17 protein-coding genes are annotated in these 16128 nt (G+C 64.9%); 11 read left to right on the top strand and 6 right to left on the bottom strand.

Annotation, left to right across the window (positions count from 1 at the left end):
- Positions 1 to 185: 185 nt before the first annotated feature.
- The 4 genes from ASF61_RS17715 (at position 186) to ASF61_RS17700 (ending at position 6820) form a co-directional block, all read left to right on the top strand.
- Positions 186 to 2519: a TonB-dependent siderophore receptor gene (locus tag ASF61_RS17715; protein WP_056158759.1), complete on the top strand. Its 2334-nt coding sequence runs from the start codon at positions 186 to 188 to the stop codon at positions 2517 to 2519.
- Positions 2520 to 2534: 15 nt separating this feature from the next.
- Positions 2535 to 4415, top strand: coding sequence for an alpha-amylase family glycosyl hydrolase (locus tag ASF61_RS17710; RefSeq protein WP_056158755.1), 1881 nt, complete (start codon positions 2535 to 2537; stop codon positions 4413 to 4415).
- Between the two features lie 99 nt (positions 4416 to 4514).
- Positions 4515 to 5501 carry a PfkB family carbohydrate kinase gene (locus tag ASF61_RS17705; RefSeq protein ID WP_056158753.1) on the top strand — a complete coding sequence of 329 codons (987 nt, stop codon included), beginning with the start codon at positions 4515 to 4517 and terminating at the stop codon, positions 5499 to 5501.
- Positions 5498 to 6820, top strand: a complete 1323-nt coding sequence (locus ASF61_RS17700) for an MFS transporter (protein ID WP_056158750.1) — start codon at positions 5498 to 5500, stop codon at positions 6818 to 6820. The genes ASF61_RS17705 and ASF61_RS17700 overlap by 4 nt, the downstream gene beginning before the upstream one ends.
- Before the next feature lie 32 nt (positions 6821 to 6852).
- On the opposite strand, the gene bfr is transcribed toward ASF61_RS17700, so the two are convergent.
- Positions 6853 to 7326 (bottom strand): bacterioferritin, encoded by a 474-nt coding sequence (gene bfr, locus ASF61_RS17695; protein WP_056158748.1) that lies wholly within the window; start codon positions 7324 to 7326, stop codon positions 6853 to 6855.
- Positions 7327 to 7593: 267 nt separating this feature from the next.
- On the opposite strand from bfr, the gene ASF61_RS17690 reads away from it, so the two are divergent.
- On the top strand, positions 7594 to 8127 hold the full coding sequence (locus tag ASF61_RS17690; RefSeq protein WP_056158745.1) for a pyridoxamine 5'-phosphate oxidase family protein: 534 nt from the start codon (positions 7594 to 7596) through the stop codon (positions 8125 to 8127).
- A gap of 47 nt (positions 8128 to 8174) precedes the next feature.
- Here ASF61_RS17690 and ASF61_RS17685 read toward each other — a convergent pair whose 3' ends face one another.
- Positions 8175 to 8942, bottom strand: a complete 768-nt coding sequence (locus ASF61_RS17685; RefSeq protein WP_056158742.1) for an energy transducer TonB — start codon at positions 8940 to 8942, stop codon at positions 8175 to 8177.
- Positions 8943 to 8945: 3 nt separating this feature from the next.
- A complete protein-coding gene (locus ASF61_RS17680) occupies positions 8946 to 9167 on the bottom strand; it encodes a bacterioferritin-associated ferredoxin (RefSeq protein ID WP_056158738.1) in 222 nt (73 codons plus the stop codon).
- Between the two features lie 271 nt (positions 9168 to 9438).
- Between ASF61_RS17680 and ASF61_RS17675 the strand changes: the two genes are divergently transcribed.
- The 4 genes from ASF61_RS17675 (at position 9439) to ASF61_RS17660 (ending at position 12652) form a co-directional block, all read left to right on the top strand.
- Entirely contained in the window at positions 9439 to 9705 is a 267-nt protein-coding gene (locus tag ASF61_RS17675; RefSeq protein ID WP_056158734.1) for a FeoA domain-containing protein, read from the top strand.
- Between the two features lie 6 nt (positions 9706 to 9711).
- Positions 9712 to 11613, top strand: a complete 1902-nt coding sequence (gene feoB / locus ASF61_RS17670; RefSeq protein ID WP_056158730.1) for a ferrous iron transport protein B — start codon at positions 9712 to 9714, stop codon at positions 11611 to 11613.
- Between the two features lies 1 nt (position 11614).
- Complete coding sequence (locus ASF61_RS17665) at positions 11615 to 11899, top strand: DUF6587 family protein (protein ID WP_056158727.1); 285 nt, start codon at positions 11615 to 11617, stop codon at positions 11897 to 11899.
- A gap of 81 nt (positions 11900 to 11980) precedes the next feature.
- The gene (locus ASF61_RS17660) at positions 11981 to 12652 is read left to right on the top strand and encodes a glutathione S-transferase family protein (RefSeq protein ID WP_056158724.1); all 672 of its coding nucleotides are present in this window, start codon (positions 11981 to 11983) and stop codon (positions 12650 to 12652) included.
- Positions 12653 to 12677: 25 nt separating this feature from the next.
- Here ASF61_RS17660 and ASF61_RS17655 read toward each other — a convergent pair whose 3' ends face one another.
- Both ASF61_RS17655 and ASF61_RS17650 read right to left on the bottom strand, forming a co-directional pair.
- Entirely contained in the window at positions 12678 to 13049 is a 372-nt protein-coding gene (locus ASF61_RS17655) for a type II toxin-antitoxin system VapC family toxin (RefSeq protein WP_056158721.1), read from the bottom strand.
- Positions 13046 to 13321, bottom strand: a complete 276-nt coding sequence (locus ASF61_RS17650) for a hypothetical protein (protein WP_056158719.1) — start codon at positions 13319 to 13321, stop codon at positions 13046 to 13048. Before ASF61_RS17650 ends, ASF61_RS17655 begins: the two co-directional genes overlap by 4 nt.
- 122 nt (positions 13322 to 13443) lie before the next feature.
- On the opposite strand from ASF61_RS17650, the gene ASF61_RS17645 reads away from it, so the two are divergent.
- Both ASF61_RS17645 and ASF61_RS17640 read left to right on the top strand, forming a co-directional pair.
- On the top strand, positions 13444 to 14220 hold the full coding sequence (locus ASF61_RS17645; RefSeq protein WP_056158998.1) for a 5'-3' exonuclease H3TH domain-containing protein: 777 nt from the start codon (positions 13444 to 13446) through the stop codon (positions 14218 to 14220).
- A 1-nt stretch (position 14221) separates the two neighbouring features.
- Positions 14222 to 14659 (top strand): response regulator, encoded by a 438-nt coding sequence (locus ASF61_RS17640; protein ID WP_056158714.1) that lies wholly within the window; start codon positions 14222 to 14224, stop codon positions 14657 to 14659.
- 370 nt (positions 14660 to 15029) lie between these two features.
- Here the strand turns inward: ASF61_RS17640 and mnmA are convergent, their stop codons facing one another.
- On the bottom strand, positions 15030 to 16118 hold the full coding sequence (mnmA, locus tag ASF61_RS17635; RefSeq protein ID WP_056158710.1) for a tRNA 2-thiouridine(34) synthase MnmA: 1089 nt from the start codon (positions 16116 to 16118) through the stop codon (positions 15030 to 15032).
- Positions 16119 to 16128: the final 10 nt, after the last annotated feature.

Genomic DNA, 16128 nt, shown 5'->3' with positions numbered 1-16128 from the left:
AACGGTTTGCTGCAGCGCGGTATTCTGAAATCCACGCATTGACGCCATAAAATCCAGATATATTTTCGATTGCGAAACTGCTGCAGCACGATATGCAATCGATTGCATTAATTTTCATTCCAGTGAATAATGGCGCATCTGCTCAATAATGCAGCAGAGCAAAACGACAACACCTGGAGACCACCATGATTCAACGCACCCCCAAACTGGGCGGCATCGCCGCCGCTGTCGCGATCGCCATGCTGCACCTGGGCGCCCACGCACAAGACACCACTGCCGCCACGCCTGCCCCGGCCGCCCAGCCGGACGGCCTGAACATGGAGCGCGTGGTCGTCACCGGCACCACCCTCGGCTCGTCGAAAATGAAATCGAGCGTCTCGATCAGTACGCTGGAAGGCGACACCATCCAGAACGCCGCCCCGCTGAGCGCTGCCGAAGTGCTGCGCTCGGTGCCTGGCGTGCGCGCCGAATCGTCGGGCGGCGAAGGCAATGCCAACATCACCGTGCGTGGCGTTCCGGTCTCGGCCGGCGGCGCGCGCTACGTGCAGATCCAGGAAGACGGCCTGCCGGTGCTGCAGTTCGGCGACATCAACTTCACCACGCCCGACAGTTTCGTCAAGATCGACAGCACGCTCGACCACCTGGAAGTGGTGCGCGGCGGCTCGGCGTCCACGCTGGCCACCAATGCCCCGGGCGGCATCATCAACTTCATCACCAAGACCGGCGAAGAGCAGGGCGGCAAGATCGCCATCAGCCGCGGCCTCGGCTACGATGAAACCCGCTACGACTTCAGCTACGGCGCACCGATCTCGGACAAGACCCGTTTCTTCATCGGCGGTAACTACCGCACCGGCGAAGGCGTGCGCGACACCGGCATGAGCACCGCCAGCGGCGGCCAGATCCGCGGCAACATCACCCACGAACTCGACAACGGCTTCATCCGCCTGTCGTTCAAGCACCTCGACGACAAGAGCCCGACCGCGCTGCCGGTGCCGGTCAGCGTGAACAACCAGCACATCAGCGAAATCCCGGGCATCGATCCGCGCACGGTCAGCTTCTACTCGCCGTACTGGACCCGCGACATCGTGCTGAGCAAGAACAACACGCCAGTCTCGACCGACATCAACGATGGCCTGCACGTCAAGAGCAATACCGTCGGCCTGGAGGGCTCGTTCAAGCTCGGCGACGGCTGGACCCTGTCCAACAACTTCCGCACGGCCGACAACAGCGGCCGCTTTGCCGGCGTCTTTGCCGGCAACAACGGCACGGTGGGCAATTACACCTACGCCACCGGCCCGAACCGCGGCCAGGCGTACAACGGCCGCGCCTTCTCGGCCGTGGTGTTCAACACCTCGATCGACGACGCCGGCAATACCCTGAACGACACCAAGCTGTCGAAAACCTTCCAGTTGGGCGGCGGCGCCAAGCTGACCACCACGGCCGGCCTGTACCTGTCGAACCAGAAACTGGCGCTGACCTGGAACTTCAACGAGTACCTGATGCAGGCCACCGGCGACAAGCCGGCGCTGCTGTCGAACGCCACCACCACCAGCGCCACGCCCGGCCTGGTCGGCCCGGCCTTCGGCGGCTGCTGCTCGCGCGCGGTGGACATGGAATACAAGACCACGTCGCCGTACCTGAACGTCGGTTACGAAGTCGGCCCGGTCAACCTCGACGCCAGCGTGCGCCGCGATAACCAGAAAGCCAACGGCACCGCCAACCAGGCCTCGGCCAGCACGTCGCCGAACGCGGTCAACGGCCTGCTGTACAACCCGGCCACCGAACAGATGGTCAACTACAAGGTCGAGCACACCTCGTACTCGGTGGGCGGCAACTACCGCATCACCGGCAATCTGGCCGCGTTTGCCCGCGTCAGCGACGGCGTGGCCTTCAATGCCGACCGCATCCTGTTCGGCACCCCGCTCGACGGCACGGCGCCGATCAACATCAACACCGTCAAGCAGTACGAGGGCGGCGTGAAATGGCGCAGCGGCGGCGTGAGCACCTTCGTCACCCTGTTCCAGGCCAAGACCGACGAGAGCAACTACGAAGCGACCACCCAGCGCAGCACGTCGAACAAGTACGACGCCAAGGGCGTGGAACTGGAAGGCGCATACAGCCTGGGCGACTTCCGCATCACCGGCGGCGCCACCTACACCCACGCCAAGATCACCGGCACCGCAGCGGCGGACGTGGCCAACATCGGCAATACCCCGCGCCGCCAGGCCAAGTGGATCTACCAGGTGGCGCCGAGCTACACCATCGGCGACGCCACCGTCGGCGCCAGCGTGGTGGGCACCGGCAAATCGTGGGGCGACGATGCGCACACCATCATCATGCCGTCGTATGCGATCGTGAACGCCTTCGTGAACTACCGCGTGACCGAAAAGGCGACGGTGGCCCTGAGCGCCAACAACCTGTTCAACAAGATCGGTTACACCGAGATCGAAGGCGACGGCCATGCCGCACGCTCGGTCACCGGCCGCGCCGTCAAGGCCACCGTATCGTACGCGTTCTAACCGATTATTCCGACCATGGCCTTTGATGTTTTTGCCGACCGCCTGCTGGCGGTCCTCCCCGAGCCACTGCGCGCACCGGCGGCGCAGCGCCTGGCCGCCAGCGGTCCGGTGCTGCACCGTCTGCTGACCGGCCTGTATGGCGGGCGCTGTGGCGCAGCAGGTTTCGATGCCTGGTTCGGCGGCCTGATGGCCGACCTGGGCCGGCTGCACGCCCAGCGCTCGCCCGCACTGCACGCGCTCGACGCCGAGCGCGCCGCCAACCCCGACTGGTTCCTCGACCAGCGCATGCTCGGCTATTGCACCTATGTGCAGAAGTTCGGCGGCGATCTGGCCGGCGTGGCGCGGCGCATCCCCTACCTGCAGGAGCTGGGGGTGACCTATCTGCACCTGCTGCCGTTCCTGCGCCCGCGCGCCGGCGAAAACGATGGCGGCTTTGCCGTCACCAGTTTCGACGAGGTCGATCCTGCGCTCGGCAGCAATGCCGACCTGGAAGCGCTGACCGCGCAGCTGCGCGGCGCCGGCGTGAGCCTGTGCTCGGACCTGATCCTCAACCACGTGGCCGACGACCATGCGTGGGCGCTGGCCGCCAAGGCCGGCGACGCCGCTGCGCGCGCGCGTTTCCACGTGTTCCCGGACCGCGAACTGCCGGACCGCCACGAGCGCACGCTGGGCCAGGTGTTCCCGCAGGTGGCACCCGGTAACTTCACGTATGTCGACGCGGTCCAGGGCTGGGTGTGGACCACGTTCTACCCGTACCAGTGGGACCTGAACTGGTCGAACCCGGACGTGTTTGCCGAGATGGCGGCCGTGATGCTGCGCCTGGCCAATCGCGGCATCGAAGCGTTCCGCCTCGACTCCACCGCCTTCCTGTGGAAGCGCGAAGGCACCAACAGCATGAACCAGCCCGAGGCGCACCAGCTGCTGCAGGCGCTGCGCGCCATCGTCGACATCGTCGCGCCGGGCGTGCTGCTGAAAGCCGAAGCGATCGTGCCCACGCGCGAGCTGCCGGCGTACCTGGGCAGCGCCGAGGCGCCCGAGTGCCATATCGCCTACCACAGCAGCCTGATGGCGGCCGGCTGGGTGGCGCTGGCCGAACAGGATACCGAGGTGCTGCGCGCCGTGGTGCGCAACACGCCGCCGCTGCCGCGCGCGGCGACCTGGCTCAGTTATGTGCGCTGCCACGACGACATCGGCTGGAACGTGCTGCGCGCCGAAGCGGGCGAGGACAGCGCCGCCAGGCTGTCGAGCGCCTCGCGCTTCTTTGCCGGCGTCACACCCGGCAGCTATGCGCGCGGCGCCATCTTCCAGAGCACCGATCCCAACGCGGCGCACGGCAGCAACGGCATGGCCGCTTCGCTGACCGGCCTGCAGACGGCCAGCACCGACGAAGCGCGCGCGCTGGCGCTGCGCCGCATGCTGCTGCTGCACGGCGTGGCGCTGAGCTTTGGCGCGCTGCCGGTGCTGTACATGGGCGACGAGCTGGCCATGCTCAACGACGAGAGCTACCTGGCCCGTCCCGAGCACGCGATGGACAGCCGCTGGCTGCACCGCCCCGTGTTCGACGAGGCGCGCTGGGCGCATCGCCACGACGCCGGCACCACCGAGGGCGCGATGTACGAAGGACTGGCGCAGCTGATCCGCGTGCGCCGCGCGCACGACGCCCTCGCTGCCGGCGCCCCGCGCACCCTGCTGGCCGACGCGCCGGCCGGCTTGCTGGCGCTCATGCGCGGCGAACGCCTGCTCACCGTGTTCAATTTCTCGGACGCGCCGCAGCAGCTCGCGCTCGACGGCGCGTGGCGCGATTGCGCGGCCATCGAGCAGCGTGCCGACGCTACCGGCGTGCAGGGCGTGCTGACCATCGCGCCGTATGCGATGCATTGGCTGGTGCGCGCATAATCGCAAACCGGTCGCATACCGGTCGCATACCAGCCGGCAAGGCTGGATTCATCAGCCCGCGCAGGCGTCCAGCATCGCCGGCCGGGCAAGGAGACAAGCATGAAGCAACAAACGATCGCCGTCTTCGGCGAATCGCTGGTGGACGATTTTCTTACCGAGCAGGTAGTGGGCGGCGCCCCGTTCAACGTGGCGCGCAACCTGGCCGCCTTCGGCGTGGCCACGCTGATGGTGACCCGCATCGGCGCAGACCAGCACGGCGCGCTGATACGACGCGAGTTCGAACGCTTCGGCATGAGCCAGGCCGGCCTGCAGACCGATGGCGTCAAGGCCACCGGCCGCGTGGTGGTCGAGCGTAACGACGACGGCCACGGCGGCGTCGGCCACCGCTTCATCATCCTGCCCGACCAGGCTTACGATTACGTGGACGCTGTGCCGGCCCTGGCCGCACTGGCGCAGGCGGCGCCGGCGGTGCTGTATTTCGGCACCATGGCCCAGCGCGCCGCGTGCTCGCGCGCCACCGTGCGCGCCCTGCTCGACGCCTCGCCGGCGCAGCGCTACCTGGACCTGAATGTGCGCGATGGCCAGGTGACCGAGCGCTGCGCGTTCGAGTCGCTGCACCTGGCCGACATCGTCAAGGTCAACGAGGAGGAGCTCAAGGACCTGTTCAAGTGGTACACCCACACCCAGCCCGGCACCCGCTCGGTCGACAGCCGTGAAATGGCCGACGCCTGCCTGGCCCTGATGCGCACCTTCAGCCTGCAGACGCTGATCGTCACGCTCGGCGAACGGGGCGCCATGGTGTTCGAGGCCGACGGCACCGTCACCCTCAACCAGGAATGCCATGCACCGGCGCACATCGTCGATACCGTCGGCGCCGGCGACGCGTTTTCCGCCGTGTTCCTGTATGGCCGGGCGCAAGGCTGGCCGCTGCCACTGACGCTGGCGCGCGCCAATGCATTTGCCGGCGCCATCTGCGGCGTGGCCGGCGCCGTGCCCGACGACATCGGCTTTTACGCGCCGTGGCTGGCGGCGTGGCAGGCCGGGGCGGTGCTGCCGCAGTCCACGATGGCCGGAGCAGCCGCATGAAGCCGCAGCTGTCGTTCTGGCAGATCGTCAACATGAACATCGGATTCTTCGGAATCCAGTTCAGCTTTGGGCTGCAGCAGAGCAGCATGAGCCCGATCTACAAGTACCTGGGCGCGGACGAAGCGAGCCTGCCTTACCTGTGGCTGGCCGGCCCGATGACGGGCCTGCTGGTGCAGCCGCTGATCGGCGCCATGAGCGACCGCACCGTCACGCGCTGGGGCCGGCGCACGCCGTATTTCCTGATCGGCGCCATCCTGTGCAGCCTGGGCCTGCTGGCGATGCCGTTCAGTCCCACCCTGTGGATGGCCGCCAGCCTGCTGTGGATACTGGACGCCGCCAACAACGTCACGATGGAGCCGTACCGCGCGTTTGTCTCCGACAAGCTGGCGCCCAAGCAGCATTCGCTGGGCTTCCTGACGCAAAGCGCGTTCACGGGACTGGGACAGACGCTGGCCTATCTGACGCCGTCGCTGCTGGTCTGGATGGGCATGAACAAGGATGCCGTCAACAGCAGCCATATTCCGCACATCGTGATTGCCGCCTTCCTGATCGGCGCCGTGTTCTCGATCACGTCGGTGCTGTGGACGCTCAAGACCACGCCCGAGCATCCGTTGACGCCGGCCGAACTGGCCGCAATCCGCGCCCGCCCCACCGGATGGCGCCATACGCTGGCCGACATCGTGGTGGCCGTGCGCGAGATGCCGCCCACCATGCGCCAGCTGGCGTGGGTCAAGCTGTTCCAGTGGTACGCGATGTTCTGCTACTGGCAGTACATCATGCTGTCGCTCTCGACCACCTTGTACGGCACCACCGACCAGGCCTCGCAGGGCTTTCGCGACGCCGGTCTGCTGGCCGGGCAGGTGGGGGCGTTCTACAACTTCATCGCCTTTGTCGGCGCGCTGGCGCTGGTGCCGTTTACGCGCCGCTATGGCCCCAAACTGACCCACAGCGTGTGCCTGACGCTGGCCGGCCTGGCCATGCTGAGCATCCCGTCGATCCATTCCGAGGCGCTGCTGTTCGTGCCGATGGTCGGCATCGGCCTGGCGTGGGCCAGTATCATGGGCAATCCGTACGTGATGCTGGCCGGCTGTGTGCCGCCCGAGCGCACCGGTGTCTACATGGGCATCTTCAATATGTTCATCGTGCTGCCGATGATCATCCAGATCTTCACGCTGCCGCTGTACTACCGCAGCCTGTTGGGCGGCAATCCGGAAAACGTGATCCGCCTGGCCGGCGGGCTGATGCTGTGCGGTGCGCTGGCCGTGCTGTTCGTGAAAATGAAAAAGCCGCAGGGGGAGCTCGCTCCCGCTGCGGCCTGAAGCAAACTGCCCGATACGTCGGGCAGTTTTTTTTATTCGCTGTGCATCTGGCTTTGCAGGTAGTTCTGGATGCCGACCTTGGCGATCAGGTCTTGCTGGGTTTCCAGCCACTCGATGTGTTCTTCGGTGTCTTCCAGGATCAGCAGCAGCAGGTCGCGCGAGACATAGTCGCCGGCCTTCTCGGCGGTGGCAATGCCTTGCTTGACCGTGATCTGCGCGCCTTTTTCCAGCGTCAGGTCGCAGCCGATCATTTCCTCGGTGTTCTCGCCGATCATGATCTTGTGCATGGCCTGCAGGTTCGGCAGGCCGTCGAGCATCAGGATACGGTCGATCAGCTTGTCGGCGTGCTTCATTTCGCCGATCGATTCTTCGTATTCTTTCTTGGCGATCTTTTCCAGGCCCCAGTGGCGGTACATGCGCGCGTGCAGGAAGTACTGGTTGATTGCGGTCAGTTCGTTGGTCAGCTGTGCGTTCAGCAAGCGGATGACTTCGGCGTCGCCCTTCATATGCGGCTCTCTCGGTTAGTTGCGAATGCCCGCATTCTGCCACGAAATGGTATGGCCATGTGCAGTTAATTTCGCTCAACTGCATCAAAAGCGACTTTAATTGCGCGTAACGAGATCGTTGAAAAGAATGAGAACAATTAGCATGCGCAATCTCCGCGTGCCGTTGGGCGGCGCGCCTGTGCCGCGTGTGTGAAGCAGCCAACCTTGTGTGGCTGCGGTCGGCGCTAGTATGGATGTTCCAACTATTTACCCCTACAGGAGCGCTCCATGGATTCGATCAACGCCAACCAGCCGGAACACAACCACGAAGACCTGACCGCGCAAGACGCGATCAAGAAAATCCGCGACCTGGTCGACAGCACGCCCGAGTGCTTCTTCTGCACCAGCGACGTTGGCGGCGGTCCCGGCGACGCCCGCCCGATGCACGCGATGCAGGTCGACGAGCAGGGCAACCTGTGGTTCTTCAGCGCCAGCGACAGCCTGAAAAACAAGGAACTGGCAGCCGATCCGTCGGCCACGCTGTACTTCCAGGGCGCCTCGCACGAGTTCCTGCACCTCGAGGGCGTTGCCACCGTGCTGCGCGATCCGGTCAAGCAAAAGGAGCTGTGGAACTTCACGCTGAAGACCTGGTTCACCGAAGGCGAGGACGATCCGCGCATCACGCTGATCAAGTTCGCACCGACCTATGGCTACTACTGGGACACCAAGCACGGACGTGCGGTGGCAGGCGTCAAAATGCTGGTGGGAGCCGTGATCGGCAAGACGCTCGATGATTCGATCGAAGGCCGCCTCGATCTGTAAACACGCTTTAAAAGGCCGCAGCATCGCTGCGGCAATCATCTTGGCGTTTAGCCGAGCTGGAAATTGATCGGGACCAGCGCGTACACGGGGATGGCCTTGCCATCGTCGATATAGGGCTTGTACAGCGCGCGCAGCACGGCCTGGCGGCCGGCTTCGTCGAGATTGCTGGAGCCCGACGATTTCTGGATCACGACCTGCTCGGCTTCGCCCTTCACGTTGATCAGCACGCGCAGCAGCACGACACCGGTTTCGCCGAGGCGGCGGGCGATGCTCGGGTATACCACTTGCGGTGGCCGCAGATACTCGGCGCCGTGGACGGTTTTCGGTGCAGCAGGCGCCGGTGGCGGTACGGGAGCGGGAGCGGTTACCGGAGCCGATGCGACGGGCGGCGCGGGTTCGGCATTGCGCGGCGCCGGCGGCGCGACCGTGATGGTCGGCTGCGTTTGCGGTGTCGGCTGCAGCGGCAGCACCGGCATCGCCGGAATGAATTGCGGTACCTGCACCACGACCGGCACCGTCTTCGGTGGCGGTGGCGGTGGCGGTGGCGGCTGGAGCGGCTCGGGCGACGCCACGAAGCTGACCGTCACGACTTGCGGTATCACGGCCTGCGCCACCTGGTGCAGCATGCCGTTCGCCATCATCCAGAACAATATGCCATGCACGGCGCCGATCGCGACCAGGGGTGCGGCCTTGCGTCCGCGCTCGCGCCATAAGCGCTTGGCGGACGCGCCCGCGCCAGAACGCAGGCCGAAGCGCAGGCTGGAACCATCCAGGGACAACGCGCTGGCGGTCCGCTCGTACGACATCGTATTCATGACTTAGCTGGTAAACACCGGACGCTTGAGTACGGTTTCCTCGATGGCGGCGGTTGGCGTGCTGGTCAGGTGCTTGGTCAGGATATCTTCAGCGCAGCTCAGGCACTGGCCGCAGCAGGTGGCCACGCCGAGATCGCGGCGCAGTTCTTCCATGGTCGTGATCCCCAATTCCATGGCTTGACGGATTTCACGATCAGAGATGTTGTTGCAGACACATACAATCATTGAGGCACCTTCTGGCTAGGCTCGTACTGCTAAACGCTACGTGCGGCGGGTGGGCAGGTCGATCGCATTGAACTTGAACAATGTTGCTGTCTGCTTAATGCGAATCATTATCATTCTTCGTATACTGCCTCAGTTCTATTGGACTTGCAAGCCTAAATGGTAGTCATTCGCATTAACGCATATCATGCTAGTATCCTGTCTTTGCCGCTCTACTAGTCTGTTGCGTGCAGCCCACGACAGCGCCCGACAGACCTCAGCCTGGATTTTGCATATGACGCACGCTGTTCCCCGCCTTACCCTCGACGCGCTCGCTGTCGGCGTTGCCGCCACCGTCACCGAGGTCGCCCGCGGCGATGTCGCCGAAGATGGCGTGTCGCTGTCGCGCCGCCTGATGGAACTGGGTTTCGTGCCCGGCGAAAAAGTCCGCCTGCTCAAGCGCGGCATGCCCGGCGGCGAACCGCTGGCCATCCGGGTCGGCAACTCGACGTTCGCCTTGCGCCGCTTCGAAGCAGCGCTGATTTCGATTCAACCGGAATAGTTCACCATGGGTGTCGTCGACAAAGCGGTGCATAACTCTCCCGCCAACGCCCTGCCGCCGGTGGTGGCGCTGCTGGGCAATCCCAACTGCGGCAAGACCGCGCTGTTCAACCGTCTCACCGGCGCGCGCCAGAAGGTGGCCAACTATGCCGGCGTGACCATCGAGCGCAAGGAAGGCGCGTTCAACACGCAGGCGAGCCACACCTTCCGTGTGCTGGACCTGCCGGGCGCCTACAGCCTCACCGCCCATACGCCCGATGAAGCGATCACGCGCGACGTGGTGGCCGGTCTGCGCCGGGGCGATGCTGCGCCCGACGTGCTGGTCTGCGTGGTCAACGCCACCAACCTGCGCCTGAACCTGCGCCTGGTGCTCGAAGTGCAGCGCCTTGGCCTGCCCATGCTGCTGGCGCTGAACATGGTCGACGTGGCCAGAAAGCGCGGCATCGTGATCGACACCGCGCGCCTGTCGCAGGAACTGGGCATGCCGGTGGTGGAAACCGTGGCCGTGCAGCCGGGCGGCGAAAAGGCGCTGATCGCCGCGCTCGACGCCATGCTGCCGCTGCCGCAGGTGGTCACCAAGCCGCTGTCCGCGATCGACGCCGTGTCGGTGGAAGAGACGCAGCGCGAAGTGCGCCGCATCATCGCCGCCGCCGTCAGCGGCGACGACGAGACATCGTCCACGTCGGAGAAGATCGACAGCGTGGTGCTGCACCCGCTGGCCGGTCCGGTGATCCTGGCGGTGCTGATGTTCTTCGTGTTCCAGGCCGTGTTCAGCTGGGCCGCGACCCCGATGGAAATGATCACCCACGCCTTCGAGCAGCTGGGCGGGGTGCTGGGCGCCTACGTGCCCGAAGGCCATTTGCGCAGCCTGCTGGTCGACGGCATCGTCGGCGGTGTCGGCGGGGTGCTGGTGTTCCTGCCGCAGATCCTGATCCTGTTCTTCTTCATCCTGATCCTGGAGGACTGCGGCTACCTGCCGCGCGCCGCCTTCCTGCTCGACCGCCTGATGGGCGGTGTGGGCCTGTCGGGCCGCGCCTTCATTCCGCTGCTTTCGAGCTTTGCCTGCGCGATTCCGGGCGTGATGGCCGCGCGCACCATCCAGAACCGGCGCGACCGCTTCGTCACCATCATGATCGCGCCCCTGATGACGTGCTCCGCGCGCCTGCCCGTGTACGCGCTGGTGATCGCCGCCTTCATTCCGAACCGCGACGTGGCCGGCATCATGAACCTGCAAGGCCTGGTGCTGTTCATCCTGTACGTGGCCGGCATCGTGTCGGCCATGCTGGTGGCCTACGTCATGAAACGCACGATGGGCGGCAAGGGCAAGCATCCGTTGATGATGGAGCTGCCGGCCTACCACCTGCCGCACCTGCGCAACCTGGCGCTGGGCCTGTGGGAGCGCGCCAAGATATTCGTCACCCGGGTCGGCACCATCATCCTCAGCCTGACCATTCTGCTGTGGGCACTGAGTTCGTTCCCGGACGCGCCCGAAGGCGCGACCCAGCCGGCCATCTATTACAGCGTGGCGGGCATCATCGGCCGTGGTCTCGAATACATCTTTGCGCCGATCGGTTTCAACTGGCAGATCTGCATCGCCCTGGTGCCCGGCATGGCCGCGCGCGAAGTGGCGGTCGGTGCGCTGGGCACCGTGTATGCGATGTCGCAGACCGGCGACGAGCTGGCCAACTCGCTGGCGCCGGTGCTGGCCGCCAGCTGGAGTTTGCCGACCGCGCTGGCGCTGCTGGCGTGGTTCGTGTTTGCGCCGCAGTGCCTGGCGACCCTGAGCACGGTGCGCCGCGAAACCAACAGCGTGCGCGCAGCCTGGTTCATGGCCGGCTACCTGTTTGCGCTGGCGTACGTGGCAGCGTTCCTGACGTTCCGTATTTCCACCGCCCTGATCGGAGGCTGATATGTGGCAGAACCTCATCGTGGCAGCGATCGTGGCAGCGGCGCTGCTGCACTTTTGCACCAAGTACCTGCCGGCCGCCTGGCGCCGCCAGATCGTGTTCTGGCTCGCGCGCCGTGGCGTCGACCAGGACAAGGCTGCGGCCTTGTTCAAGACCACGCCCGACTGCGGCAGCGGCTGCGGCGCGTGCGGTTCGTGCGGCACCGACAGCAAGGCGCCGGCGGCGGCATCGGGCGACGCTGGTTCGGCGCCGCTCAAACGGGTGATTCCGCTGCGCGTGCAGCGCTGATTTCAGCGGGCCGCTGCGGCCAGCGGCCAACGATGCTAAGCTGGCGTCTCGCGGCACCGCCGTTTTCTCCCGGGACTCTCCATGATCGTCGTTCACCACCTCAATAATTCACGTTCGCAGCGCGTGCTCTGGCTGCTCGAAGAGCTGGGGCTCGACTACGAGATCGTGCGCTACCAGCGCAACGCCCAGACCATGCTGGCGCCGCCCGAACTGCGCGCCATCCACCCGCTGGGCAAGTCGCCGGTCATCGTCGATAACGGCATCGTGGTGGCCGAATCGGGCGCCATCGTCGAATACCTGGTGAGCACGTATGGCAACGGCCGCCTGCGACCGCCGGCCGGCACCGAAGACTGCCGCCGCTGGACCTATTTCCTCCACTATGCCGAAGGCTCGGCCATGGCGCCATTGCTGATGAAGCTGGTGTTCGACCGGGTGGAAACCAGCCCGGCACCGTTCTTCGTCAAGCCGGTCGCACGCGGCGTCGCGCGCAAGGTCAAGGGCAGCTACCTCGAACCGCAGATCGCCACCCATCTCGATTTTCTCGAAGCCGAACTGGGCAAGGCGCCGTGGTTCGCCGGCGCCGACTTCACTGCCGCCGATATCCAGATGAGCTTTCCGCTGGAAGCGGCCGAAGCAAGAGCTGGCCTCGACAGCAGCCGCCCACGGCTGATGCACTTCCTCGAGCGCATCCACGCGCGCCCAGCCTACCGCCGCGCGATCGAGCGGGGCGGGGAATATGCGTTGCTGAAATGAGTTACCAGATGGTGTGAACGTGGGGCTAGGCGCGGATCTTGCGGTCCACGGTGACGAGGGGGATATTCATCGTCATTGCCGTGGCGACGATGATGCGGTCGGCAGGGTCCTGGTGCAGGCCGGCAGGCAGCTCGATGGGGGCGACAGCGATATTGGCATCGACTGGGACGAACAAGGTACATCCCAGCGCCTCGATCACGCTGATCCACTTCGCCACATTGCACGATAGCTTGAGCCGGTGACGTTTCACCAGCAGAGCAATTTCCCAAAAAGAAAATGCAGAGACAGCAATCATGCCTGCCCGTTCCTCATCGGCGATGGCTGTTTGCGCGCGCTGCGATAACCTGGTGTCAGCTTCGCGCCACCAGATCAGCGCATGTGTATCGAGCAGAATCATTTAAATGGCGCGTAGCCATCTGCTTCGATCGGAGAAACGATATCTCCCTCGTAGACGACCGAGCTTTTTAAGGTGTCGCTGGCCGGCACCGGCCCCAGGTCATGGTATTTGAGTTCCATCCGCACGCGCCGCCCCTCGATAACGAGCAGGGTGCCGCCGTGTTCCTTTGCGCGGCGATGAAGTTCGGGCGCAAGCCGGTCGAATTCATCGAGCGACATGGTGGCGTACTTGGTGGTTTTCCACTGTGGCGCGTGGTCTTCAGGTGCGTTCATGATCAACTCCCGTAGCTGGTGACATTGATCTTACGCTAACGGAGGAAGACTTCAAGCAAGCGCCACCGCACATCGCTCGGGTAGAATGGCGGCTTCACCAAGTAGCCCGGACGATGTTTAACATGGGTAGACTCCTCGCCATCGACGGCCTCAATATCGTGCGCCGCGTCTATGAAGCCAGCCCCGAACCCGACAGCACGGAAAAAGCCGACATCGCGCTGCGCCATGCGCTGTCGTCGCTGCGCAACCTGATCAACGACCACCAGCCCACCCACATCCTGCCGGCCTTCGATTTTGGCGGACGCACCTGGCGCCATGAGCTGTTTGCCGGCTACCGCGAAGGCCGCGCGCCGATGCCCGAGCCGCTGCGCGCAGCGCTGCCGGCGTTTTACGACCGGTTGCGCGCCACCGGCCTGCATGTCGTGTGCGTGCCTGGCGTGGAGGCCGACGACGTGATCGGCACCGTGGTGCTGCGCTGGCTGGCCGACAGCCGCGGCGACGCCACCATCGCCAGCACCGACAAGGATTTGCATGGCCTGATCGCCCATGGCGCCCGCGTCTGGGACCACTTCAAGGGCGAGTGGCACGATCAGGCCTGGGTCGAACGCAAGTGGGGCGTGCCGCCCGAGCAACTGCCCGACCTGCTGGCGCTGATGGGCGATGTCACCGATGCGATTCCGGGCGTGTCGAAAGTCGGCGTCAAAACCGCCGCCCGGTTGTTGCGTACATACGGCACGCTGGACGCCATCATGGCCGGCGCCGGCATCCTTAAAGATTCTCTGGGTGAAACTTTACGAAAAGAACGTGAAATGCTGTATCTTTCTCGACAGTTGGTCGAACTGAAAACCGACGTGCGCGTGGGGGTGACCTGGAATATGCTGGCTTGGGAGCAGTTTTAAGATGTTAAAAGCAATTATTATCGATTCGAGCGCGGTCGCGCGCGGTCTGCTCAACACGGTGTTGCTCGATGGCGGCTACGACGTGGCCGGCCAGGCCCACACCTGCGCGGCCGGTATCGCCTTGATGATCAAGCACAATCCGCACATCGTCTGCATCGCGCTGGAACAGCTGGAAAGCGATCTCGACGGCATGCGCGAGATCAAGGCCAAGTGGCCCAAGGCGCTGGTGTTCGTGGTGTCGAGCCAGCTCGATGCCGCGACCATCCAGTCTTCGCACGCGCTGGGCGTCAGCGGTTTTATCGTCAAGCCGTTCAAGGCCGACACGGTCCTCAACACCATCCGCAACGTGGTCATCGCGATGGTCAAACGCCAGCGCGCCGCCATGGCCGCCAGCGCCCCCAAACCCGAAGAAGGCAGCGCCGAAGCACCAGCAGAGTAAGAGGGCGCAACAAAGCCGCTTGAGCGCGGTCAGCGCAATGCGCAGCGCCGCAGGCAGTGCGTCTGCACCACCAGGCGCCGCGAAACCGTTACAGCGAGAGGCCGCTTGAGCGCGGTCAGGGCGAGGCGCAGCGCCGCAGGCAGCGCATCCGCACGACCCGGCGCTGCGAAGCCGTCACAGCGAGAGGTCGCTTGAGCGCGGTTAGCGCAAGGCGCAGCGCCGCAGACAGTGCGTCTGCACGACCAGGCGCCGCGAAGCCGCCACAGCGAGAGGCTGCTTGAGCGCGGTCAGGGCGAGGCGCAGCGCCGCAGGCAGTGCTATCTGCACGACCAGGCGCTGCAACGAAGCCCTGGCCGCGCTCAAGCGGCCGCTAAGCGATGATGCCGCCGCCGAGGCAGACGTCGCCATCATACAAAACCGCCGACTGCCCCGGCGTGACCGCCCATTGTGGTTCCATGAAGCGCAGCGCGAAATCGGCGTCGCCCTCGGGCGCAATGTCACAGGCGACATCGGCCTGGCGATAGCGGGTCTTGGCCGACAGCGCGCGCGGGGCGGGTGCCGTGCCGGCGATCCAGCTGGCCTGGTCGGCGCGCAGCGTGGACGACAGCAGCCACGGATGGTCGTGGCCCTGGACGATGTACAGCGTATTCTCGGCCACGTCCTTGCGCGCCACGTACCAGGCGTCGCTGCTGCCGTCGGGGTTCTTGTACGCCTTCATGCCACCGACGCCGATGCCCTTGCGCTGGCCTAGCGTGTAGAACGAAAGGCCCACGTGTTCGCCGACCACCTTGCCGTCCGGGGTCTTCATCGGGCCCGGCTTGTACGACAGGTAGCGGTTCAGGAATTCGCGGAACGGGCGTTCGCCGATGAAGCAGATGCCGGTCGAATCCTTCTTGGCGGCGTTGGGCAGCGCCAGTTTTTCGGCGATCTGGCGCACTTCCGTTTTCGGGATTTCGCCGAGCGGAAACAGGGTGCGCGACAACTGCGCCTGGTTCAGCCGGTGCAGGAAGTAGCTCTGGTCCTTGGTGTGATCGACGGCCTTGAGCAGTTCGAAGCTGCCGCCGTTCTGGCGTACGCGCGCATAGTGGCCGGTGGCGATCAGGTCCGCGCCCAGGTGCATGGCATGGTCGAGAAAGGCCTTGAACTTGATTTCGGCATTGCACAGCACATCGGGGTTCGGCGTGCGGCCGGCCTGGTATTCGCGCAGGAAGTCGGCAAACACGCGGTCCTTGTATTCGGCCGCGAAGTTGACCGCCTCGATGTCCACGCCGATCACGTCGGCCACGCTGGCCGCGTCGATCCAGTCCTGGCGCGTCGAGCAGTATTCGGAGTCGTCGTCGTCTTCCCAGTTCTTCATGAACAGGCCCACCACGTCGTAGCCCTGCTCCTTGAGCATCCACGCCGCGACCGAGGAATCGACTCCGCCCGACATACCGATCACGACTTTTTTCTTGCTCATTGCTTCTGTC

This window comes from Duganella sp. Leaf126 (assembly GCF_001423125.1).
Taxonomy (GTDB): Bacteria; Pseudomonadota; Gammaproteobacteria; order Burkholderiales; family Burkholderiaceae_D; genus Rugamonas.
The sequence above is the reverse complement of the archived record's forward strand: the minus strand, read 5'-3'. Positions and strand labels throughout refer to the sequence as shown.

What these genes read in the sequence shown, in the direction of transcription:
- ASF61_RS17675 (WP_056158734.1), top strand. Translation starts at nt 9,439, where the DNA reads ATGACGCACGCTGTTCCCCGCCTTACCCTCGACGCGCTCGCTGTCGGC.
- ASF61_RS17655 (WP_056158721.1), bottom strand. Translation starts at nt 13,049, where the DNA reads ATGATTCTGCTCGATACACATGCGCTGATCTGGTGGCGCGAAGCTGAC.
- ASF61_RS17705 (WP_056158753.1), top strand. Translation starts at nt 4,515, where the DNA reads ATGAAGCAACAAACGATCGCCGTCTTCGGCGAATCGCTGGTGGACGAT.
- mnmA (WP_056158710.1), bottom strand. Translation starts at nt 16,118, where the DNA reads ATGAGCAAGAAAAAAGTCGTGATCGGTATGTCGGGCGGAGTCGATTCC.
- ASF61_RS17710 (WP_056158755.1), top strand. Translation starts at nt 2,535, where the DNA reads ATGGCCTTTGATGTTTTTGCCGACCGCCTGCTGGCGGTCCTCCCCGAG.
- ASF61_RS17645 (WP_056158998.1), top strand. Translation starts at nt 13,444, where the DNA reads ATGGGTAGACTCCTCGCCATCGACGGCCTCAATATCGTGCGCCGCGTC.
- ASF61_RS17685 (WP_056158742.1), bottom strand. Translation starts at nt 8,942, where the DNA reads ATGAATACGATGTCGTACGAGCGGACCGCCAGCGCGTTGTCCCTGGAT.
- ASF61_RS17665 (WP_056158727.1), top strand. Translation starts at nt 11,615, where the DNA reads ATGTGGCAGAACCTCATCGTGGCAGCGATCGTGGCAGCGGCGCTGCTG.
- ASF61_RS17660 (WP_056158724.1), top strand. Translation starts at nt 11,981, where the DNA reads ATGATCGTCGTTCACCACCTCAATAATTCACGTTCGCAGCGCGTGCTC.
- ASF61_RS17700 (WP_056158750.1), top strand. Translation starts at nt 5,498, where the DNA reads ATGAAGCCGCAGCTGTCGTTCTGGCAGATCGTCAACATGAACATCGGA.
- ASF61_RS17650 (WP_056158719.1), bottom strand. Translation starts at nt 13,321, where the DNA reads ATGAACGCACCTGAAGACCACGCGCCACAGTGGAAAACCACCAAGTAC.
- feoB (WP_056158730.1), top strand. Translation starts at nt 9,712, where the DNA reads ATGGGTGTCGTCGACAAAGCGGTGCATAACTCTCCCGCCAACGCCCTG.
- ASF61_RS17680 (WP_056158738.1), bottom strand. Translation starts at nt 9,167, where the DNA reads ATGATTGTATGTGTCTGCAACAACATCTCTGATCGTGAAATCCGTCAA.
- ASF61_RS17715 (WP_056158759.1), top strand. Translation starts at nt 186, where the DNA reads ATGATTCAACGCACCCCCAAACTGGGCGGCATCGCCGCCGCTGTCGCG.
- bfr (WP_056158748.1), bottom strand. Translation starts at nt 7,326, where the DNA reads ATGAAGGGCGACGCCGAAGTCATCCGCTTGCTGAACGCACAGCTGACC.
- ASF61_RS17690 (WP_056158745.1), top strand. Translation starts at nt 7,594, where the DNA reads ATGGATTCGATCAACGCCAACCAGCCGGAACACAACCACGAAGACCTG.
- ASF61_RS17640 (WP_056158714.1), top strand. Translation starts at nt 14,222, where the DNA reads ATGTTAAAAGCAATTATTATCGATTCGAGCGCGGTCGCGCGCGGTCTG.